Below are 21,882 nucleotides of genomic sequence, written 5' to 3'. Positions count from 1 at the left end.
AAAGCGTCCAATACCGCCTGTCCCTAGGAGTACCGAGCATGAGCATCTTTGATCGCTTTGAGAACGCAGTTGAGCGTGGTGTCAACGATGCCTTTTCGAAGGTTTTTCGTTCCGGCATTAAAGCGGTTGATGTGAACTCGGCTATTCGTCGCGCGATGGACGATTCGGCGCAGGAGCTGTCAACGGAGCGCACGATCGCGGCGAATCATTTCACGGTGTTTGCTACGCCGGCTGATTTGGATTCGTTGGAAGCTGACTTGAATGTTCTTGCGGACGAATTCGCAACGCAGGCGACCGAGCATGCTGCGGACAACGGGTACGCCCTGCTTGGCCCGGTAAGCGTTGAGTTCCGCGAGGATGACAAGGAGCAGGCAGGCAAGTTGCGCGTCGAGGCTTCGAATAAGCGTGGGAGTGTCGCGCCAGCGACTGCCTCGTCTCCTTCGCCTGAGCACCCGATCATTGAGGTGAATGGCGAGCGTTGGCTACTGACAGAACCCGTGACGGTGATTGGTCGCGGTACCGAAGCCGATATTATCGTCGCCGACACCGGCGTTTCGCGCCGTCACCTTGAACTGCGAATCACGCCGACCGGTGTGATTGCTACTGATCTTGGTTCCACGAATGGCACGTTTGTTGAGGGCCACAAGATTGATGCTGCGACCCTGCTGGATGGTAACCAGCTGACGATTGGTCGTACTGTCATCGACTTTTGGACTCACCCGGAAACGGGGGGTGATGAATGACCTCGGATCTCGCGTTTACGGTTTTTAGGATCGGGTACCTGGTCCTGCTGTGGTTGCTCGTGTTGGGTGCCGTGAATACGTTGCGTCGCGACGTGTTTGGCACGGTTGTTACCCCGCGTGGTAAGGGCAGAAAGGCCGCTGATCAGCGTCGTAAAGAGAATCGACGAAACCGCCACCAGGCTCGGAACTTAGAGCCCGATGTGCCACGGAACGTGTTGCTGACGGGTGGCCCGCTTGTGGGAACTGTTCTTCCGTTGGGAACGACACCGATTGTGATTGGGCGTTCGCCCGCGTCGACGCTTGTGCTTGAGGATGAGTACGCGTCGGGGCGTCATGCTCGCCTTCAGCCTTCTGAGCAAGGCTGGTGGATCGAGGATTTGAGTAGCCGTAATGGCACCTTCGTTGATGATGAGCGTCTGAGCGAGCCTCGTCTGCTTCATTCGGGCGATGTTGTGCGTATTGGGCAGACCACGTTTGAATTGGTGAGCTGATGGCAGCTGCCCCGATTGAATTCCGTTGCGCGGCCCGTTCTGACGTTGGGTTGGTTCGAAGCAATAACCAGGATTCTGGTTATGCGGGTCCGAACCTGCTTGTTTTAGCCGATGGCATGGGTGGTCCTGCCGGTGGCGATATTGCGTCAAGCGTTGCGATTGCGCACCTTGTTCCTCTGGATTCGGATTCGTATCCTGCGGACAAGATGCTGCCGTTGCTTCGCGAAGCGTTGATGGATGCGCACGATGAACTGTCGGATCGTTCTCGTCGAGACAAGGATCTTGAGGGTCTGGGGACGACGTGTATTGCTGTGATGCGTTCGGGCAATAAGTTGGCGATGGTTCATATCGGCGATTCGCGCGCCTATGTTTTGCGTGGAGAGGCTCTCACGCAGGTAACAACGGACCATTCGTTCGTTCAGTATCTGGTGGAGTCCGGTCAAATCACGCCTGAAGAGGCAGAACACCATCCGAATAAGAATGTTGTTTTGCGTGTTTTGGGCGATTCTCAGGCGGATGTGACTCCGGATGAGACGATCCGCGAAGCGGTTGTCGGCGATCGTTGGTTGCTTTGCTCCGATGGTCTGTCGGGTGTTGTGTCTCCCGAGACGTTGGGGGCTGTTCTTGCCGAAATTGATGATCCCGGTGAGTGCGCTGAAGAGTTGATTCGCCTTGCGCTTCGCGCGGGCGGTCCTGACAACATCACGTGCGTTGTTGCTGACATTGTCAAGCCCGGGTCGTATCCGGTTGGGCCTCCCCAGATTGTGGGCGCGGCGGCGATTGATCGTCATGCTGCTTCTCGCGGTGGCGAGGGTGCGGCTGGGCGCGCGGCGGCTTTGCGGAAGCAACGCCGTTTGGCGATTGACGAAGATGACGGCGAGGATCAGACGAAGCGTCGCGCTTGGTTCGCCCCGCTTTTGGGCCTTGTTGTCGCTGTTCTGCTCGGTGTTGGCGGATGGCTTGGTTGGTCGTGGACGCAGAGCCAGTATTACGTGATCGGCCAGGATGGCTACGTCGTTATCTACCAGGGCATTCCGCAGTCGTTGGGACCGTGGAAGTTCTCGCACGCCGTCGAAGTCACGGATCTTTCGTTGGCTGAGTTGACCGATGCGGACCGTCAACGCCTGAAGGATCCTGTTCTGCGTTCGTCGCGCGAGAAGATCGATCAGTACATTGATCAGTTGCGTCTGAACAAGAAGAGCTTTAAGTCTGCACTGAACGCTGATAACTCTCAGTCTGACGATAGCGCTCAATCCGCGTCCTCAGGACAGTCGGGAGCTCAATCAGGTTCGACGAATAACAGTTTGGCGAGTGGTCACTGATGGCTCTTGTGACCGTTGCTCCCGCGAAGCCTCGTCGCGGTCTTGAAATTATTCTTTTGCTGGTTGCTTTGACAGTCGGTATTGGCGGATATGTTCTGACCAACATTAATCGCACGGGTGAGTTGCCCGGCAATCTTGCGATGCACGCCGGTATTTTGCTGGCGATTGCGATTGTCGCCGAGGTGGGGATGCATTTCCTGGCACCCTTCGCTGACCCCGTGATTCTGCCGATTGCGGTAGCGCTCACCGGCCTGGGTTTGGCGATGATTTATCGCTTGGATATGTCCTACGATGCGCTTGGTCAGGCGACTGTCGACATGCGTCAGCTGATGTTTGTGGGCATCGCAATTGCTGTCGCCGCGTTGATTCTGATCGTGTTGAAGGACCATCGTTCGTTGCGTCGTTACACGTACACGTTCGGTGTCCTGTCCTTGATCCTGCTACTGCTCCCGATGATTCCGGGGCTCGGTGTCGAAACGTTCGGGGCACGAGTCTGGATCCGCATTGGTTCGATGTCGTTCCAGCCCGGCGAGCTGGTGAAGATCACGCTGGCACTGTTCTTTGCCGGCTACTTGGTGACGAATCGTGACAATCTTGCGATTGGTGGACGTCAGTTCCTTGGAATGCGATTGCCTCGCGCCCGCGACTTGGGTCCGATTCTGCTTGTCTGGTTGATCGGTATTGCGATTCTTGTTTTGCAGCGCGATCTTGGTACCTCGCTCCTGTTCTTCAGCCTGTTCGTGGCAATGCTGTACGTGGCAACGAATCGAGTGTCGTGGCTGGTCATCGGTTTCGTCATGTTCGTGCCCGCTGTTGCGCTGACAGTCAAGGCATTCCCGCACGTCGCGAATCGTTTCTCGGTGTGGTTGAACGCGTTGGATCCCGAGGTTTATGAGCAGACGGGCGGGTCGTTCCAGCTGGTGCAGTCGCTGTTCGGTCAGGCATCGGGCGGTTTGATGGGGACAGGTTGGGGTCGTGGCTACCCACAGTTGGTTCCTCTTGCCAATTCTGACTTCATTCTTTCGTCGCTTGCCGAAGAATTGGGTTTGACCGGTTTGGCCGCAATTCTGGTGCTGTATCTGGTGCTGATTGAACGCGGTTTACGTGCCGCCATTTCCGTTCGTGACGGTTTCGGGAAGCTGCTGGCAACGGGTTTGAGTTTCTCGCTGGCAATTCAGCTGTTCGTTGTGTTGGGCGGTATTACTCGCCTGATCCCGCTAACGGGTCTGACGGCGCCGTTCTTGGCAGCCGGCGGCTCGTCAATGGTGTCGTCGTGGTTGACTGTCGCGCTGTTGATTCGCGTGTCCGATGCGGCTCGTCGTCCCGCCGCCACACCTGCTCCGTGGAACTCAGGTATCCAACCGTCAGTTGCACGTGAGGTGAACGCATGAACCATCAGATTCGTCGCTTGTCCATCGTCATCTTCGCAATGTTTGCTCTGCTTGGTTTGGCTGCAACGAACAATCAGTTCCTTCAGGCTCCGTCTTTAAACGCCGATGGGCGTAATGAACGCACTATTTTGCACGCGGCGGAAACGGATCGCGGTCCGATCATTGTTGCGGGTTCGGCGATTGCGTCGTCAACGAAGATTGAGGGCTCTCATCGTTTCCAGCGTTCCTATTCTCAGGGTCCGCTTTATGCTTCGGTGACCGGGTATTTCTCGTCCGCATTTTCGCAGGCAACCGGGCTTGAGTCGGCCGCTGAATCAACATTGGACGGACAGTCTCAGGCTCTTCTTGGTCAGCGTCTTCACAACCTGTTTACGGGCGCTTCTCGCCAGGGCGGTGGCTTGGTGCTGACGTTGGATCCGACCCTCCAGCAGATTGCCGCTGATCAGTTGGGTAACCGCAAGGGCGCCGTCGTGGCGTTGAATGCAAAGACCGGCGCGATTTTGGCGATGTATTCATCTCCCAGCTATGACCCGAATTCTCTGGCCGCCTTCGATTCCGAGGCGGTGAGTGACGCGTATAAGGCTCTGACGGAAGATCCGAACGAGCCCCTATCGAACCGTGCGATCGCGGGTAATCGCTATGAGCCAGGTTCGACGTTCAAGATTTTGACGTCAATCGCTCTGATCGAAAATGGTGTCGCTTCACCATCCACGAATGTGGAATCCCCCGTTTCAACAGTGCTTCCCGGAACTCAGACGACGGTGTCGAACATTGAGTCTTCGACGTGTGGCGATGGGAATCCGACGTTGGCTGAAGCGTTTGCACGATCGTGCAACACGTCGTTCATTCTTGCCGCGCAGTCTCTTTCTCACAATCAGCTTGCCGATGTGGCGTCGCGTTTCGGTTTCGGCGCGTCCCAGTCGATTCCGCTTGCTGTGACTCCTTCGGTTTTCCCTGAAACGACGGACGCGGCCCAGTTGGCGATGAGCGCTATCGGCCAGTATTCAGTTCAGGTGACGCCACTTGAAATGGCTGAGATTGCTCAGACGATCGCTAACGGTGGTCAGATGATGAAGCCCTACTTGGTGTCGCAGGTTGTGGATGCTGATTTGGCTGTCCAGTCCGAGACCAACCCGACTGTGTTGCGCACCCCGATTAGTGCCGATATTGCGACGCAACTGACCGAGATGATGAAGGGTGTTGTCAATCAGCCGTATGGCACGGGCACATCCATGGCGATCGACGGCATTTCCGTGGCGGCGAAGACCGGCACGGCGGAAACGGGCACTAACGGACACGCGAACGCGTGGGCGGTGGGTTTTGCTCCCGCTGATGATCCGCAGATTGCCTTCGCTGTCCTTGTCGAGGGTGACGATACGGATCCAGCTCCTCACGGTGGAACCGTTGCCGGCCCAATTGCTCGCGCGCTTCTAGAGGCAGGTATCCAATGAGTTCTTCCACAAAGTATTCAGCGGGCAAGAAGCTGGGCGGTCGTTACACGCTACTCACGCCGATTGCTCAAGGTGGCATGGGCGAGGTCTGGAAGGCCCGCGATCAGGTGACCGGTCGCATGGTGGCCGCAAAGGTATTGCGCCCGGAGTTCTCTGGCGAAGAGTTGTCCCTGTCGCGTCTGCGTATCGAAGCGAATAATGCGATGCGTATCCAGCACCCGAATATTGCGAACGTGCAGGATTCTGGCGAGCAGGATGGTCGCGGCTGGATCGTCATGGAGCTGGTTGAAGGCAAGCCCCTCAATCACTACTTGAAAGACGGTCATCGCATTGCCACGCAGGACCTCGTCCCCGTGCTGATGCAGGTCGCGATGGCGCTCGGCGCAGCGTCGGAAGCCGGGGTTGTCCACCGTGATATTAAGCCCGCGAATATTCTGGTGCGCCCCGACGGCATCGTGAAGCTGACCGATTTTGGTATTTCGCGCTCGAATAATCAGGCGGCTCTGACCGCCGCGGGAATGGTGATGGGCACGGCTCAGTACCTTCCGCCCGAGCAGGCAATGGGGGAAATCGCGACATCGTTGGGTGATTTGTACGCCTTGGGTGTGATTGCGTACGAGGCTGCTGCCGGGCAGCGACCCTTTACTGGCAAGACGCAAGTTGATATTGCGTTCTCGCACGTGAATGATCCTGTTCCTCCCCTGCCTTCTGACGTGCCGCGTCCGCTTGCTGACATCATTTGTCACCTCTTGGAAAAGAAGCCGGAGAAGCGCCCCGACTCTGGTGTGGCGTTGGTCCGCGAGCTGTCGAAGGCGGCAAAGCAGATGGGTATTTCTGTAGCAACTCATCCGCTTCCCGACCCATTCCCAGAGGCGAAGATGGAGCCGACGCAGGTTCACCCGTCTCCCGTGGCAGCGCCGGTTCATCACACGAAGCGTCGCAGTCTTCCCGAGGAACTGCTGGAACGCCCAGCGGGCCTTGATACTCCAACGGATCCGCAGAACCTTACGCAACAGTCAGATTCGCAGGATCCTCAAAACGTAAACTCCCAGACAGAACACTCACAGTCGCTCTCAGGAGATGCCATGCCATCGAACAAGGGGGATGTGGACTTAGATCCAACCGCGGTGCGTCGTCGTCAGCTCAGTGAACGACTGAAGGAACGTGCTCGCGTCCGCGAAGAGGCTGACACGGCTCACGCTTCGGTGTCGCCGACACTTCCACCACCACCGGCTCTCACCGACAAACGTTCGGCCATCGATTCAGCCAAGCGCTCAGGAACGCAGGCCGTGACCTCGTCCCCCCAGACGAAGACGCGCCAGCAGAAACTGTCGTCGCCACCACCCAAGCGGGTCAGACCGAAGCCGTCGAGCCAGGCGAGCAGGCAGGTCTGGTACTCCGTGTCGAAGCGGAATGCGCCACCGGTGAGCACCGTGCCCCCGACTCCGACTCAGTACAACAGGTCGGTGGTTGCGCCACCTGTTTCAAAGGGTCGACGCATCATCCAAGCAATCATCATTGCCCTGATAATCATCGCGATTCTCGCGGGCGCATATTTCATTCTTCAGCACATGTTCGGGTCACTCACGTCGCTTCTCAGTGACGGGCTCCCCACCACGAAGGAGGTTCAGACATGGCAGACTCCATGGGCCGCCGTCTAGCCGGCAGGTACGAGGTTCGCTCACTGATCGGGCGTGGCGGTATGGCGGAAGTCCACCTGGGCTTCGATACGCGCCTATCACGCGTTGTCGCAATCAAGATGCTGCGCTCTGACCTAGCACGAGACTCCGTGTTCCAGGCGCGTTTCAGGCGTGAAGCGCAGTCGGCTGCTTCTTTGAACCACGCGAATATTGTGGCCGTGTACGACACGGGCGAGGAAATGCTGACCGGCCCTGACGGTCGCGCTATCTCCGTGCCGTACATCGTGATGGAGTACGTTGAGGGGCACACGGTCAAGGAACTGCTCGCTGACGGTACTCCGGTGCCGATCAACGAGGCCGTTGCCATCGTATCCGGCGTGTTGGGCGCGCTTGAATACTCCCATTCGCAGCATTTGGTGCACCGGGATATCAAGCCGGGCAACATCATGTTGACGAATGACGGCAAGGTGAAGGTCATGGACTTCGGTATCGCGCGTGCGATCACCGATTCGCAGGCGACGATGACGCAGACGAACGCTGTCGTTGGCACTGCCCAGTACCTGTCGCCCGAGCAGGCTCGCGGTGAGCAGGTGGACGCGCGTTCCGACTTGTACTCCACCGGCGTTGTCCTGTTTGAGTTGCTGACCGGTCGTCCGCCGTTTACCGGCGATTCGGCTGTTGCCGTTGCCTACCAGCATGTTCAGCAGTTGCCTCCCACACCGTCGTCGATCACCCCGGATGTTCCCGAGGCACTTGATCGCGTCGTCATGAAGGCTCTGGCAAAGGATCGCACAGACCGCTACACGTCAGCTGCCTCTATGCTGGCTGATTTGATGCGAGCGTCGCACGGTGGCCACGTGAATGCTCCAGCCGTTGCGGTGTGGGCGGACACGGTTCCGATGGCTGCGGCAAACGTAGCTAATTCGCAGCCGACTCAAACGTTGCCTCCGGCAGTTGCTTCCCCGTCAAATGCGACAACGACCTTTGCGCCCGTTGCGACGCAGGAGTTTGAGGAAGAACCGAAAAAGAAGTCGAAGAAGGGCATTATTATCGCGCTTGTCATTGTGGCTCTGCTACTGATGGGCGGTATTTGGTACGCACTGTCGCATGCTTCTTCGGATAAAGAGATGGTCGCTGTCCCCGACAATCTGATCGGAATGACGCAGGCGGAGGCGAAGTCCGCAGTTGAGTCTGTTGGCTTGGTGTTCGCGATTTCGAATGAGACGGTTGCCTCTGACGAGATTGAAGAAGGCAAGGTCGCCGAGACTGATCCGCCGTCGGGCGATCAGGTTGAGGTTGGTTCGACCGTGACAGCCAAGTTGTCGAGTGGCGCTGAATCCGTTGTTATTCCTGACAATCTAGTGGGTATGAGCCCGGATGCCGCGAAGCAGGCAATTGAGGCTCTGGGGCTTGTGTATGAACAGACCGCTGACCCTGTTGCTTCTGCGGATGTGGAAGAAGGCAAGGTTGCTCAGGTGAACCCGTCGGTTGGTTCGAAGGTCAAGAAGGGATCGACCGTGAAGGTCAGTCTGTCGTCGGGCCCGAAGAGCGTTGAGGTTCCGGATGTTACGGGTATGACGCAGGATCAGGCGCGCGAGGCTCTGGCTGCGAAGGGCTTGACGGTTGGTTCCGTTCAGGTGTCGGATGACCCGAGCCAGAAGGAAGGTCTAGTGATTTCCACTAACCCGGCTGCTGGCACGTCGGTTAATAAGGACACGGCGGTCACGTTGACTGTGTCTTCTGGCAAGATCACGATTCCTTCAGGTTTGGTTGGTTACGACCAGGCGCATGTTGTTCAGACTTTGCAGGAGCTTGGCTTGCGCACATCGGTGACGGAGCAGTACTCGAACAATCTGGAAGCTGGCGGTGTTCTGGCGGTGAATCCGACTGAGGGTTCTGTTGTCGCCCAGGGTTCGACCGTGAACCTTACGGTGTCGAAGGGTCCGCAGACTCCTCCGGCTAATCCGAACAATTCCGGTCAGGCGAACTCGGGTAGCTAGTGGGTAGTTATCCGATTCACCGTGGGTGGATTTGATTGACGAGGCCTGGCGGGGATCATATGATCCCCGCCAGGTTACGCTGAAGGTTGTTGGAACTTTCACCGCAACATCAACAGATGCAAACCTTAACTATGCGCCCTCACTCATAGTGGCGTATTTCCGCTCAGCTACAACAGGCTTCAAGCTCCGCGCCCGTCCAGGCGTGGCCTCGTCCCCCTTAAGCCACCCTGATAGAATCACGCCGATTCCACGCGCCAGAACACGTTGGCAACGCGTCACAACGACACCAAGATCAAACGAACCGGCACGAACCATCCGCGCGTATGCGGAAAAGTATCAGCCGAACGCCACCTGAAACGGCGAAAGCGTCAACGGGTGAACAGGTCAGACGGACGCTTCGCCCAACTCTAAGTATTCCTGGGCCCACGGGTAACCCCACTCAAGAAGAGCGTAGGCAACAAGGCCAATCAGAACCAACGACTCAATCACCTTCAACCATGTCGGTCCGGGAAGATGACGAAAAATCCAAGCGTACATGTGGATCAAATGTCCTTTTCAAGCGATGTTCAAGCGGAGAAAATGGGATCAGGCTGCGGGTTCGTCCGCCAGCGCACTGGGCACGCCAGTGTCCTTAGGAGTCCATGACTTGAACTTCAGGTGAACAATGAAACGTTGCGAGTTCCCATATTCGGGGTGGCAAGTAGTCATGGTCATCCAACGTTCCGTGGGCACCTGGCTCCACGTGACATCATCAATCACGGGGGCGACGACGCGGTAGTTGTCCGGGTCATTGGCCTCAACAATTTCGCTGGTTTCCATAGTGTACGTGACGTAGTGGTTGTCGAGTTCGACAACAACGGGGTCGCCGACGGACAGGCGGTCGATCCAGCGGAAGTTATTACCGTAGGTGCGACGGTGGCCGGCAACAGAGAAGTTGCCGATGTCGCCGGGCTGAGCGGTGTCCTCATAGTGGCCTGCGAAACCCTGGTCTAGGACGAATGTCGACGTGGTTTCCGCCAACGGAATCTTCATCCAGTTCCACTTTGGGACATGAATAAGGCCGTAGATCTGGTTCGGGTCAACGCTGGTGGTCATTGACGGCGGGTCATCCGTGCGTTCCTCACCAACGTTTGTGGTAGCGGGCGCGTGCGCTTGGGCGTATGTTTCGATCGCTTGCTGGCGAGGTCCTTCAACTTTGAAAGACGTCCAGTAGAGCTGCCAGAGTGCGAAACCAATCAAAACGATGGCGACGGTAATGAAGAGTTCACCAATCACTCCAAGAGCGACGCTGAGCGGCGAGGCCTTCTTTTGGGGTGCAATATGTGCGCCTGCCATGGAACGCCTTGTCATGTTTTAGTCCACCACCTGTGCGTATGAGTTAAATGTCTTCACGCTAGCCGCGGGAAGATGAAGGGATTTGTTCGTCTCCAGATCCCAGCCAAGGCCATACAAAGCAACGTAGGCCTTGTAATTAACAATACGGGGATTTGCGTTGACCTTCTCTGTGAGCGCGTTCGGATCACCAATGGCTTCCACCACGTATGGCGGAGAAAAAGGCTGTCCGTCAACAAGAATCACGTTGCCAATGCATCGGATCACTGTTTGTCCGGTCACGCGTACTCCTTGGACAGTCATGGCTTCCGCGCCACCATTCCAGAGCGCGTTCATCACGTCTTCAATGTCCTGCTGGTGAATGACTAGGTCGTTCGGTGTAGCACCGTCGGGAATCGCCTGCTGGGGTGCGTCCGTGAGCGTAATAGTCACACCTGGGCCGGTCACGGGCTGTGCTGCCAGTGAGGTAATGGACGTATCCTCGGTCTGCGTTTGGCCGGACGAGTTGGCGTATTGAGAGACGATGTCGCGCAGTGCGTTCACCTCAAAATCAAGCGTTTCGACTTCATCCTGCGAGGCTCGTACCAGCGAAATCAGGTTGGTATCTCGCCCGAGGTTGTCGGCGTCATTCTTCGCCTGCGCTGAAACGATGAACAGCAAGCCGCAAGCCGCGGTGACAATAAAAACGGATGTGGCCGCGCGTGGAGACAGTGGCGCAAACTTCCGTAGCTTGCGCAGGGCCACGTGCCAGGGGCCGTCGAAGTGCGAAATGTGGGGCTTGGGTTTCATCGACGAGGCCGCCTTCTTTTTCGAACGCGACCTCGGTTCAAAGGCGGGTGGGCTCGAGGAATCGGATTTTTGTGATGCCTCGGGTGGAGTCAAATGGGGCGAATCGTCCTGATTGTGTGCCATCAATGCCTCCTTCCCGCGTTGCACTTTGGTTTGTCGTTACTTGGAAGACTACGCTAAAGGGGTTAGCGTTCTGCGATGCCTTTCCGAGAAGTAGTCGGCAAGGGCACCAAAGTTCAATTGAGGAGAAACGTGGCTGAGAACAAAAAGCGCAAGAATACGAAGCACCAGGTTCCCGAAGATCAGGATCTCAACGCCTGGACCGCAGGTATTCCGCTGAGCCCCAGCTGGTGGGCACCGGCTTTCGTTGCCCTTCTTCTCATCGGCCTTGTGTGGCTGATGGTCTACTACATTTCTTCGGGCGTTTACCCGATTCCCGGCATCGACTGGTGGAACATGGTGATCGGCCTGGGCATCATGATGGTGGGTTTCTTGATGACGCTCCGCTGGCGATGACCTGTTGATAAAGGTTTCCCGCTAGATTTCAACAATCACAAGAGTTATCCCCAGGTGTTTCCACACCTGGGGATAAATTACATCCGTGTAACTTAGACAATCACACAGATTGTGGATAACTCGCATAAACCTCGAGATTTCAACGAATTTATCCGAGAACCTCGAAAATCACTTCGTAGGTCAAGCCAATCAAGGCGATCGCAGCAACATACATACCCACAGTTATCCACAAGGCCTGACGTTCCTGCTTTTTCGCAGTAATTCCAGGCTTTGCACGCCCCTGACGCCAATAAATCCACGTCGCCAACGCGCCCGTGGCAAGGCCACCCACGTGCCCCTGCCACGACACATTCGGGACAATAAAACCGATCAGCAAGTTCACAAGTAAGAGGCCCACAACGGCCCTCGTATCCATACCCGACTGCTTCTGCAAAACGAACATCGCACCGAACAAACCGAACACAGCGCCGGACGCGCCCACGGTCACCGTCCCAAGCGACGACGGTTGAATCAAGACCCACGCCAAAACAAACAGCGACGCACCAATCGCACTCAGCAGATAAACAGACAAATACCGGGTACGCCCCAACACCTGCTCAAGCTCAATACCCACCGAGTATAAAGCCAACATATTGAACGCAATATGCATGAACCCGCTGTGAAGGAACGCAGTCGTCAAGAACCGCCACACCTGGCGGTAACCCACCGCAGGGTTAAAGAACAGCCAATTCCCCACCAACGGCAACACGAAGGACAAGATGAACAACGCAACGTTGATACCAATCAGCGTGTACGTCACAACCGGCTGACCACTGGGAACACGTGGCCTGCGAACGTTCGCGCACTCCACGCACACTGAACGAACCTCGGTCCGCACCGTGCAATCAACACACATCGGACGATTGCACTTCTTGCAATAATCCACCGAACGCACACCCGGGTGACGCGGGCACTCAGGAGCCGCATACGGGTTCGAACGCTGTCCATACAAAGGCGTCGACATGCTCTATATCCTCCACACACCGCCAGAAACCAGACACACCATCCCGCTCCCGACGCTCACGAGCAACCAAAATCGCTCTTACCGTCTGAATACACCTAGGGCGGACAGACGCACGAATCCACACGGGATCCGCTCCCCCATCCGCCCCACAATGAAGAAAACGTGATCGATCAAGTGGAGGCGGCCTCGCCAATCAGCAACAATTACCCAAGCGGGAAACCACGCCGAACACGAGACACGCCAACCTCACACTCAGTCGACGATCGAAACCGACTCGATCACAACGTCATTCACTGGACGATCATTCGCGCCCGTCGCAGTCGTTGCAATCGCGTCGACAACCTTCTTCGACTCTTCGTCTTTGACCTCACCGAAAATGGTGTGGTTGCCCAGCAACCACGGGGTCGGCGCAACCGTGATGAAGAACTGCGAACCATTCGTGCCCTTGCCCATACGCTTGCCAGCATTCGCCATGGCCAGCAGGTAGGGGCTGTTGAAGTTGAGTTCCGGGTGGATCTCATCGTTGAACTGGTAGCCCGGGCCACCAGTACCGGTGCCCAGCGGGTCACCACCCTGAATCATGAAGCCCGAAATAACGCGGTGGAAAATCGTGCCGTCGTAAAGCGGACGCGACGTCTTCTGGCCGGTCATCGGGTCAACCCACTCGCGCTCGCCACGAGCCAGCGTGACAAAGTTATTCACCGTGTTCGGTGCGTGGTTCGGGAACAGTTCAATGTTGATATCACCCATAGAGGTGTGCAGTGTTGCTTCCATGTCTTCATCGTCCCAGAAAAGGCGCCAAAAGGCATGATCTGGAGCCACCCGATTTTGTCGCTAGGGGTGCAGATCACAAAACTTCGGTGCACAATGGGAAGACGCGGTACAAACCGCAGCAACTATTGGAAGGATTCGGACTATGGCCAACACACCGAACTTCGACACGGAGAAACTTCGCAACGAAGCACTCCAACTGCGCGACGCGGTCGCCGTGCACGCCGGACGGGTGGCAGTGAAAGCCACCGAACTCGCTGAACAGGGCATCGACTGGGCAGCACCTCGCGCCCAAGCAGCACTGAACGAAGCAATCGACCGCGCAACACCGGTCGTCGAAGACGTCACCGCTCGCGCCGTTGACGCAGCAGACCGCGCACGCCCCGCATTCGAAAAGGCACGCGAAGAGGTCGTCGAAGACTACATTCCGCGCATCCAGCGAGCCGTCCACGAAGGTGGCGCAGCGCTCGCCGCAGAGGGAACGCCGTTGCTTGAACGCGCACGTCACGCCAGCGAAGCATCGCAGGCAGCTCTCACCACCCCGACAAAGAAGGTCATCGTGAAGAAACACCGCTTCCTCCGCGCCATCGGATGGACCGCCCTTGCAACAACCGTCGCCGGCGCCGGCTACGTGCTCTGGAAGCGTAGCCAGCCGATCGAAGATCCCTGGGCCGAAGAATACTGGGCCGACCTGGAAACGACTGTCGACCTTCCCACCACCGAACCTGAAAAGGTCGAAGGCGTCGAGCAGATTGACACCGCAACCGAAGAGTGAGCTCTCGGCGAAGTGAGTTCACTCAGAAGTGAGCCTCCGGCGCAACAAGATGACAGCGAAGTGGAATTCACGGGAAAGTGAACCCCTCGGAAGAGCGCAACTGAGCCTCACACCCCTCGCCATCACACGTTAAAGCTGGTGGTCATGCGATTGATGTCGCGTGACCACCAGTTTTGTGTTTGAGAAGCATCAGTTGTGCGTTTGTGGGTCACCAGCTTTGCTCGCGCGTTTCTCTCGTCGCGCGTCACCAACTACACCCCACGCGACACAACCACACATTTCAGGACAAAAGTGTCGCATCAAGCGCAGTCGGGGTCACTTCGCGAAAATCAGTCATCTCCTATCAGGGTGCGAACAACCTGGCCGACACCATCCTCATTGTTGGACGGCGCAATATATCGGGCTTCCGCAACAACGTCAGCGTGAGCGTTCGCCATGGCGAACGACCAGTCGGCGTACTTGAACATGGAGATGTCGTTGTGGAAGTCGCCGAATGCTGCGGTCTGCGCGGGCGTCACGCCAAGAGCGTCCTGCAGTGCGAGCACAGCATCACCCTTGTCGACGCCACGAATCTGCAGGTCAGCCCAGTTATCTCCGGAAACCGCATACTGGTGAGTGTCCGCGAAGTTCGCAAGTGTTGCTTCAGCCAGCGGGCCCACCGGGTCAAGACACATGACGGCGAGCTTCACGATGTCGTCGTCGATTTCACCGGAATCGATCATGTCGATGATCTCGTGCTGATCGGCGATTCGTTTGGTGCGGTGGTAGTAGGGCAGGACGCCGTCAACAAATAGGTCGTCCGTGCGTTCAACGTAGGCGAATTGCTTGCCACACATGACTAGGCCACCATTGATTCCGGTTGCGACGGCGTCGCGCACCATGTCGATGGCACGGTGGAGAGTTTCGTGGTCGATGGGGCTGGATGAAACTTCCTTGCCGTCTTTCATGACAATCGCACCGTTTTCAGCGATGACTGTCATTCCGGGGCGTCCGGGGAACATGTCGAGCAACGTCCATGCTTGGCGTCCTGATGATGGGGCGAACACGATCCCACGCTCATCCATGATGTCGAGGAGTTCAGGGAGTCTCTCGGGGAAGTTTTTGTCGTCATCGAGCAGGGTGCCGTCCATGTCGACAGCGACAAGACGCAGGTCGCAGTCGGTAGCGAGGGATGACAGGTCGGTGGGTTCAAGCAGTGTCATGCTTCGATTGTCCCCGATTGTTGGGGACGTATCCGACACGAAAGCCGTTCCTGGTCTCATTTCATGCGTGAGATTGTCGACGTTTATGCGATTGTGTTCGAATTCTTGTGCTCTGACTGTGCGTGAGACTACGTCTTGCTAGCGTCGTTGGTATGAAATATGTTCGTCCTTTTGCTTCGACCTCTTCTGATTCGCGTGCCATCGCGCAGGTTGTGGTGCGTCGTTTCGCGGCAACGACGAATCTGCTGGTTGCTGGTCGCTCGTTTGCGATTCTGACGTCCGCGAGCGCGTCCTCGCCATGGTGGTGCGAGGTGTACGAGGCACTGGGGTCGTTGCTCTCAGGGTTTGGCGCGCATGTCAGGTTTGTGAATTCGGTTGACGAGGCCACCGCTGACGCGGTGGTTGTACGTCCCGAAGAGGCTGCCGAACAGTCGTTAGGGCACATTAGTGTGGTGGTGGGCGTGAATGAGGCGCCCGTTGTGCGTGTGAATCCGTCGCAGGTTGGCATGTATGTGAATGTGGATGAGGAGCCTGATGTTCGCCAGATTCCTCCTCACGTTCAGGTTCTTGATTCGGACGGGAAGCTTCTTCGGGATCCCTATGATCCTAAGAATGATGCGAGTTATGCGCAGCGTCGTCTGGCGTGGGCGCGATCATTCATGCCGGTGACGCGGGCGACGGTCAGTGATCTTGTAGCAACGGGCGCTCTTAAGGGTCGTCATGTCGGGCTCGCGTTGGTATTGGAGCCGAAGACGGCGGTGCTCGCTCTCCTGCTGAAGGAAGCGGGCGCGACGGTCAGCGTGTTTGGGCACGCAGATGAAACTCGGGACGATGTGGCGGATCAGCTTCGCGCGGCAGGGCTTGCCGTCTTTGCGGAGTCGAGCGCGACACCGGAGCGTGAAGAAGAGCTTGCTCGCCAGTTTCTGACCAGTGGGATCGAGTTCCTGCTCGATGATGGATCGCATCTGATCCGCATGGCGCATGACGAGACGCGCGCTCCTGATGCTCTGACTACCTTGAAGGGTGCCGCGGAAGAGACGACGTCGGGGATTCGTCCGCTTCGGGGCTTTCCGTTACGCATCCCGGTGATGGCATCGAATGATGCGCGCTCGAAGACTCTTTTCGATAACGCGTATGCGACGGGCCAGTCCTGTTTGCTGACTTCTCTGGACCTCGTTGATCCGCAGTTACAGGGGGTTCCGCTCTGGAATCAGCGTTTCGTGGTTGTGGGCTACGGCGATGTTGGCATGGGCGGTGCTCACTTTGCCCGCGCGTGTGGCGCTCTGGTGACGGTGGTGGAGCTCGATCCGGTGCGCGAACTGCGTGCTCGCATGGATGGGTTCCAGACAGCCTCGCTTCTCGATGCCTGCGCGAACGCCGATTGGGTGATGAGCGCAACCGGCGAACATGACACGATCACCCTCGAAGCCCTCACTGCAATGCCCGACGCGTGCGTGGTGACGGTATCCGGTGGCGTAACCGACGAAGTTGCCCTTTCAGAGGCTCTCAAAGCCGGTTGGACTTGGGAAGATAGCGATGATCGCGCAGTCGGTCTGCTCTACGTTCCCGCGACGGCTACAGATCCTGCTCTCCCAGGTAGTGCGCAGGGGAACGAGGCCACCCACCGCCACATCACGATCCTCGACAAGGGCGGGTGCATTAACTGCACAGCCGGCGAAGGCAACGCTATCGAAATCATGGATATGAGCTTCGCCGTCCAGGTGTCTTCACTGCGCGAACTGCTCACGCATGAGAACCCCACACACGATCCGTTATCACCGGGCGTGCACTCCCTGCCCGAGGATGCAGATAATCTGGTCGCACGGCGCGCGCTCGACCTGCAGTGGACGACCGAACCCGAGCCAATTTCTTTCGCGAAGGAAACTCATGTCTAACGTTCAAGTCTGGTCTGCCGGACTGGTTATCCCGATTACCGCTCCGTCCGTCATGGATGGTGCTGTCGCAGTGAAAGATGGTCGCATCGAGCACGTTGGGGCGCGCGACTGGGTTCTGGAAACGCTGGCCGAGCGCGGACTGTCATATTCGGAGCGCCACTTTGATGGGGTTTTGCTTCCCGGCCTCGTGAATGCGCACACGCACCTGCAGTACACGGGAATGGCCGAAGTTGGTGTCAAGCAATACAGAGGGATGCCCGACTGGATCAGCGGGTTCAACGCCGTCTACGACGCAGGCGGTTTGGATTGGGGTAAGGATGCGTCGACCGGCGCGCACATGCTCCTCGAAGCGGGCACGACCAGCGCCGCCGACGTAGTGACCGATCCCGAAGCCGCGTCCGCACTTCACAACGCTGGCTTACACGGCATCGCCTACTGGGAGGTCATGGACTGGACGAACGACGACTGGAAAGAGCGCGGGCCCGCAACCGTCGAGAAGGCTCTCGACGCAATGCCCACCCCTCCTGCCGTCGGCATTTCGCCACACGCCCCCTACTCACTCGAAGCTGACCCGCTACTCGATCTGCCCGACTTGGCGCGCAGACGCGGAGTTCGACTGCACATTCACCTCGGTGAATCACACTCGGAAGCCGAATGGGCTGAAGGCCGCACGGGCGAACTCTCAGACCTCTGGCGCACCGGTGACTCGTCGTCGTTCACGGCGATGCGCGCTCGCGGTGGCGGTTTCTCAGCGACGCAGTTCGTTGACCAGCTGGGAGTTCTCGGCCCCGACTGCCACGTTGCGCACGGCGTGTACATGACGGCAGATGATCGTCGCCGTCTGCGTTCTCGTTCAACTGCCGTGGCGCTTTGCCCGCGTTCGAACCGTGTCATTGGTTTGGATGCGCCACCCGTGGCCGCCTACCTCAATGAGGGCAATATGATTGCTGTCGGCACCGACTCGCTGTCATCGTCGCCCTCGCTGGACGTAATGGAAGATGTTGCCGTCCTGTTCGATATCGCACGCAACCAGGGGTATCGCGCGTCCGACCTGGCACGTAGGTTACTCAACGCCGCAACACTAGGGGGTGCGTGGGCCATGGGACTCGCGACGGGACCGGATCGCGTCGGTCAGCTTCAAGCGGGCGCGGTGGCAGACCTGTGCGTCATCGATGTCCCTGTTTCCGACATCACGGGCTCAATCGAAGACGTTGTTCGCTACGGCGCGGGTCGCCAAGTTGAAACAGTGATCGCAGGTCAGGTCAGGTTCTCGCGCGACGGAAGCCTCCGATGACCGATCAGCTAGACGTTTCCACCGAGGCGATCGGCCTCGTGAACTCTCTTTGCCTTGAGCCACACCCCGAGGGTGGCTGGTTCCGCAGAACATGGACAGCGCCCGCGGTCGTGGAAACGGAGGGTGGGCGACGAGCGACCGCGTCCGCGATCCTGTTCCTGCTCGACCAGGACATGGAAGCCCGCTGGCACGTCGTCCGCTCCGATGAGTTGTGGCTCTGGCATGGGCCGGGCGCGCTCGAAATCCAGTTCGGCGGAACCGGGGACGCGCCATGCAACCAACCCGAAACCATCATCTTGGGTGCACCCCAGGTTTCGACAGGGAACGAGGCCGGAACCCAGTCCGCATCGCCTTCACCTGATCAGGCCGGAACACCGCAGGTGCCCACCGACGCGGCGAACCCTGTTCAGGTCCTGGTGAAAGCAGGAACATGGCAGCGAACGTTCGCACGCGATAGCGTTGCATTGGCAACGTGTGTTGTCTCACCCGAATTCACCTACGAAGACTGGAGACTCGCAGAAAACGTGTGATTTTCTTGTCACAAACGTCCGTGAAGCAAGATTGCAGACGAATCTGTACATGGTCGCCCCGTAGGCTGAAGAGGTCGCGGAAAACTGCGACTGAGTTTCCCATCAGGCTAACTGGAGGCATTTGATGCGCCGTTCTGTCCGTTCATTCTCCGCTCTCGCGCTGGCAACGTCTGCTGCACTGTTCCTGAGCGCATGCTCGGGTTCTGCTGACACCTCGTCGGAATCTGCCACATCGGTCGCCACTCAGTCTGGTGCGCTTGAAACCGTCACCCCCGGCAAGCTGACCATCGCCACCGGCGAACCAGCCTACTCCCCGTGGGTTATCGATAACGCTCCCGAATCCGGTGAAGGCTTCGAAGCGGCCGTCGCATACGCTGTCGCCGAAGAACTCGGCTACAGCAAGGAAAACGTCCAGTGGACCCGCGCAACCTTCGATTCGTCGATCGCTCCGGGCGCAAAGGACTGGGACATTAACCTTCAGCAGTTCTCCATCACGGACGAGCGTAAGCAGGCCGTTGATTTCTCCAGCCCGTACTACACGACCTCTCAGGCTGTTGTTGCCATTGAAGGCTCCGCTGCTGCCTCCGCTCAGAGCATCGCAAAACTGAAGGATGTTCAGTTCGGCGTTCAGGCCGGCACCACCTCGCAGCAGTTCATCACGAACACGCTTGGCGATCAGCTGTCCAAGCAGGCTTCGATCTACAACAACTCCGACGACACTCTTGCTGCCCTGCAGAACGGCCAGGTTGACGCGATCGTCGTCGACCTTCCGACCGCGTTCTACATGACCAGCGCTCAGATCGATAATGGCGTCATTGTCGGCCAGTTCGAGGCCACCTCCGATGGCGACGACTATGGCATTGTTCTGCCGAAGGGATCGAAGCTGACCGCAGCCGTCACCGCAGCCGTTGATTCCCTGCGTGACAAGGGCACCCTTTCTGAACTCCAGTCCAAGTGGCTCTCTAACACTGTCGCGGTCCCGCTGATCAAGTGACGTTTCGTCAACCGCAGTTTGACTGCCGGCTCGGACGATAGCCGGCACTGATAACGAAGGACAATACGTGTCCCCAGCAGTAAACACTGATGCTACCGACGTGATGGCCGGGCTCCCCGTTTCTGACGTGGAGCTCGGCCGTCGCGCGTATCGGCGTAAGCGTGCAACACGATCGATTCTGATCTCCATGGCCTCGACACTGGTCTTCGCACTGGTCATGTGGTTCGTTATCACCCGCTCTCCCGGGTGGGAACGCACGCAGGAAACCTTCTTCTCAGGCGAGCACTTCATCAAAGCGCTCCCGCAGGTTGCCAAAGGCTTGTGGCTGAACATCCGGATTCTGCTGGTGTCCGTCATCGGCGTTGCCTTCTTCGCAACGTTGCTGGCTGCGGCACGCACTTTGAGTGGCCCGATCTTCTTCCCCATCCGATTCTTAGCGGCTGCGTACACGGATATTTTCCGCGGTGTCCCGTTCCTGGTGGTTCTTTACCTGATTGGCTTTGGTATTCCGGCACTCAACCCGACAACGCGCATCCCAGTCGCGTTCTTGGGCACGGTCGCGCTGATCCTCACCTACACGTCATATGTTGCCGAGGTCCTGCGCGCAGGTCTGGAATCGGTTCACCCGTCCCAGCGTTACGCTGCGCGTTCGCTTGGCTTGACGCACGGCCAGACTTTGCGCCACATCATCGTCCCGCAGGCAATCCGTAAGGTCACGCCGGCATTGATGAATGACTTCATTTCAATGCAGAAAGACGTCGGCCTGATCTCGGTCCTCGGCGCTGTCGACGCGATCCGCGGAGCGCAGATCTACCAGGCAATGACGTACAACTTCACCTCGTACGTCGTTGCTGGCCTGCTGTTTATCGTCATGTCATTCCCCTTCATCCGCTTGTCTGACTGGTACACGGCACGCCTGCGCCAGCGCGAACAAATGGAAGGCACCGTCTGATGAGCACCCCCACAGCCCACGTTTTTTTGAACGCCGCAAGCACGCCCGTCCTTGAAGCCAAGCGCGTCGTCAAACGATTCGGCGACAACGTCGTGCTTCGCGGGCTGAACCTTGCAGTCAATTCGCACGAAGTCGTCGTCTTGCTCGGCGCATCCGGCTCCGGTAAGTCCACACTTCTGCGCTGCGCCAACCTGCTTGAGCGCGTTGACGACGGCCAGATTTTCCTTGCTGGCGAAGACATCACTGATCCGTCAGTGAACGTCGACAAGGTTCGTTCACGTATCGGGGTTGTCTTCCAGCACTACAACTTGTTCCCCCACATGTCCGTTCTTGCCAACGTCACTCTGGCGGCACGCAAGGTCCACGGATGGGATCGCGAAAAGGCTGACCAGCGTGGCATGGAACTTCTCAGCCGAATTGGTTTGGAAAGCAAGGCGAAGGAATTCCCCGATCGTCTGTCCGGTGGCCAACAACAGCGCGTCGCTATCGTCCGCGCGCTTGCCACCAACCCCGAACTACTTCTGCTGGACGAGATCACATCCGCACTTGACCCCGTCTTGGTCGGCGAAGTTCTGGACCTCGTCCGCGAAATCAAAGCGCAAGGATCAACGATTCTCATGGCCACGCACGAAATTGGCTTCGCGCGCAACGTTGCAGACCGCGTTGTCTTCCTTGAGCACGGTCGCATCGTCGAGCAGGGAACACCCTCGCAGGTGATCGACAATCCGCAGGAAGACGCGACTCGAGACTTCCTGTCACGAATCCTGCACTGACGCTGTCAGGTACGTGCA

At 57.8% G+C, this 21,882-nt stretch carries 21 protein-coding genes; 15 read left to right on the top strand and 6 right to left on the bottom strand.

The genetic code is table 11. The features are described from left to right. Nucleotides 1-38: 38 nt before the first annotated feature. The 7 genes from AC5RE1_RS07345 to pknB are packed head-to-tail and all read left to right on the top strand — an operon-like array spanning nt 39 to nt 9,038. Complete coding sequence (locus AC5RE1_RS07345) at nt 39-743, top strand: FHA domain-containing protein (protein ID WP_103632839.1); 705 nt, start codon at nt 39-41, stop codon at nt 741-743. Continuing rightward, nucleotides 740-1,234, top strand: coding sequence for an FHA domain-containing protein FhaB/FipA (locus AC5RE1_RS07340; RefSeq protein WP_006680648.1), 495 nt, complete (start codon nt 740-742; stop codon nt 1,232-1,234). The genes AC5RE1_RS07345 and AC5RE1_RS07340 overlap by 4 nt, the downstream gene beginning before the upstream one ends. Continuing rightward, nucleotides 1,234-2,556 (top strand): PP2C family protein-serine/threonine phosphatase, encoded by a 1,323-nt coding sequence (locus AC5RE1_RS07335; protein WP_103632841.1) that lies wholly within the window; start codon nt 1,234-1,236, stop codon nt 2,554-2,556. The genes AC5RE1_RS07340 and AC5RE1_RS07335 overlap by 1 nt, the downstream gene beginning before the upstream one ends. Then, nucleotides 2,556-3,947 carry an FtsW/RodA/SpoVE family cell cycle protein gene (locus AC5RE1_RS07330; protein ID WP_103632842.1) on the top strand — a complete coding sequence of 464 codons (1,392 nt, stop codon included), beginning with the start codon at nt 2,556-2,558 and terminating at the stop codon, nt 3,945-3,947. Before AC5RE1_RS07335 ends, AC5RE1_RS07330 begins: the two co-directional genes overlap by 1 nt. Beyond that, a complete protein-coding gene (locus AC5RE1_RS07325) occupies nt 3,944-5,398 on the top strand; it encodes a peptidoglycan D,D-transpeptidase FtsI family protein (RefSeq protein WP_103632843.1) in 1,455 nt (484 codons plus the stop codon). Before AC5RE1_RS07330 ends, AC5RE1_RS07325 begins: the two co-directional genes overlap by 4 nt. Further along, nucleotides 5,395-7,059 (top strand): serine/threonine-protein kinase, encoded by a 1,665-nt coding sequence (locus AC5RE1_RS07320; RefSeq protein WP_179370098.1) that lies wholly within the window; start codon nt 5,395-5,397, stop codon nt 7,057-7,059. The genes AC5RE1_RS07325 and AC5RE1_RS07320 overlap by 4 nt, the downstream gene beginning before the upstream one ends. Beyond that, on the top strand, nt 7,032-9,038 hold the full coding sequence (pknB, locus tag AC5RE1_RS07315) for a Stk1 family PASTA domain-containing Ser/Thr kinase (protein WP_493938517.1): 2,007 nt from the start codon (nt 7,032-7,034) through the stop codon (nt 9,036-9,038). The genes AC5RE1_RS07320 and pknB overlap by 28 nt, the downstream gene beginning before the upstream one ends. 384 nt (nt 9,039-9,422) lie before the next feature. Here the strand turns inward: pknB and AC5RE1_RS07310 are convergent, their stop codons facing one another. Genes AC5RE1_RS07310 through AC5RE1_RS07300 form a run of 3 tightly spaced genes read right to left on the bottom strand, consistent with a single transcriptional unit; the run spans nt 9,423 to nt 11,159 of the window. Beyond that, a complete protein-coding gene (locus tag AC5RE1_RS07310; RefSeq protein ID WP_006680642.1) occupies nt 9,423-9,575 on the bottom strand; it encodes a hypothetical protein in 153 nt (50 codons plus the stop codon). Between the two features lie 48 nt (nt 9,576-9,623). Continuing rightward, a complete protein-coding gene (locus tag AC5RE1_RS07305; protein WP_103632846.1) occupies nt 9,624-10,373 on the bottom strand; it encodes a class E sortase in 750 nt (249 codons plus the stop codon). A gap of 18 nt (nt 10,374-10,391) precedes the next feature. Further along, nucleotides 10,392-11,159: a DUF881 domain-containing protein gene (locus AC5RE1_RS07300; protein ID WP_285069533.1), complete on the bottom strand. Its 768-nt coding sequence runs from the start codon at nt 11,157-11,159 to the stop codon at nt 10,392-10,394. A gap of 252 nt (nt 11,160-11,411) precedes the next feature. Between AC5RE1_RS07300 and AC5RE1_RS07295 the strand changes: the two genes are divergently transcribed. Next, a complete protein-coding gene (locus AC5RE1_RS07295) occupies nt 11,412-11,675 on the top strand; it encodes a cell division protein CrgA (RefSeq protein WP_103632848.1) in 264 nt (87 codons plus the stop codon). 148 nt (nt 11,676-11,823) lie between these two features. On the opposite strand, the gene AC5RE1_RS07290 is transcribed toward AC5RE1_RS07295, so the two are convergent. Beyond that, the gene (locus AC5RE1_RS07290; RefSeq protein ID WP_103632849.1) at nt 11,824-12,678 is read right to left on the bottom strand and encodes a rhomboid family intramembrane serine protease; all 855 of its coding nucleotides are present in this window, start codon (nt 12,676-12,678) and stop codon (nt 11,824-11,826) included. A 252-nt stretch (nt 12,679-12,930) separates the two neighbouring features. Beyond that, nucleotides 12,931-13,452, bottom strand: coding sequence for a peptidylprolyl isomerase (locus AC5RE1_RS07285; RefSeq protein ID WP_006680637.1), 522 nt, complete (start codon nt 13,450-13,452; stop codon nt 12,931-12,933). 142 nt (nt 13,453-13,594) lie between these two features. On the opposite strand from AC5RE1_RS07285, the gene AC5RE1_RS07280 reads away from it, so the two are divergent. After that, nucleotides 13,595-14,224 (top strand): hypothetical protein, encoded by a 630-nt coding sequence (locus AC5RE1_RS07280; RefSeq protein ID WP_103632850.1) that lies wholly within the window; start codon nt 13,595-13,597, stop codon nt 14,222-14,224. Between the two features lie 329 nt (nt 14,225-14,553). Here AC5RE1_RS07280 and AC5RE1_RS07275 read toward each other — a convergent pair whose 3' ends face one another. Further along, on the bottom strand, nt 14,554-15,426 hold the full coding sequence (locus AC5RE1_RS07275; RefSeq protein ID WP_179370097.1) for a Cof-type HAD-IIB family hydrolase: 873 nt from the start codon (nt 15,424-15,426) through the stop codon (nt 14,554-14,556). Nucleotides 15,427-15,578: 152 nt separating this feature from the next. Here AC5RE1_RS07275 and AC5RE1_RS07270 point away from each other — a divergent pair, with 152 nt between their 5' ends. From AC5RE1_RS07270 to AC5RE1_RS07245, 6 genes are all read left to right on the top strand, one after another. Then, nucleotides 15,579-17,321, top strand: a complete 1,743-nt coding sequence (locus tag AC5RE1_RS07270; RefSeq protein ID WP_103633002.1) for an adenosylhomocysteinase — start codon at nt 15,579-15,581, stop codon at nt 17,319-17,321. Then, complete coding sequence (locus tag AC5RE1_RS07265; protein WP_103632851.1) at nt 17,314-18,615, top strand: amidohydrolase family protein; 1,302 nt, start codon at nt 17,314-17,316, stop codon at nt 18,613-18,615. Before AC5RE1_RS07270 ends, AC5RE1_RS07265 begins: the two co-directional genes overlap by 8 nt. Next, nucleotides 18,612-19,145 carry a cupin domain-containing protein gene (locus AC5RE1_RS07260; protein WP_103632852.1) on the top strand — a complete coding sequence of 178 codons (534 nt, stop codon included), beginning with the start codon at nt 18,612-18,614 and terminating at the stop codon, nt 19,143-19,145. Before AC5RE1_RS07265 ends, AC5RE1_RS07260 begins: the two co-directional genes overlap by 4 nt. A 124-nt stretch (nt 19,146-19,269) precedes the next feature. After that, nucleotides 19,270-20,139 (top strand): ABC transporter substrate-binding protein, encoded by an 870-nt coding sequence (locus AC5RE1_RS07255; protein ID WP_219585571.1) that lies wholly within the window; start codon nt 19,270-19,272, stop codon nt 20,137-20,139. Between the two features lie 103 nt (nt 20,140-20,242). Continuing rightward, the gene (locus AC5RE1_RS07250; RefSeq protein ID WP_493938528.1) at nt 20,243-21,091 is read left to right on the top strand and encodes an amino acid ABC transporter permease; all 849 of its coding nucleotides are present in this window, start codon (nt 20,243-20,245) and stop codon (nt 21,089-21,091) included. Then, nucleotides 21,091-21,864, top strand: a complete 774-nt coding sequence (locus AC5RE1_RS07245; RefSeq protein WP_103632854.1) for an amino acid ABC transporter ATP-binding protein — start codon at nt 21,091-21,093, stop codon at nt 21,862-21,864. Before AC5RE1_RS07250 ends, AC5RE1_RS07245 begins: the two co-directional genes overlap by 1 nt. The last annotated feature ends 18 nt before the right edge of the window (nt 21,865-21,882 follow it).

This window comes from Actinotignum sp. usb-actsch-rep-73 (assembly GCF_059082735.1).
This window is presented reverse-complemented; position numbering and strand designations above follow the sequence as displayed.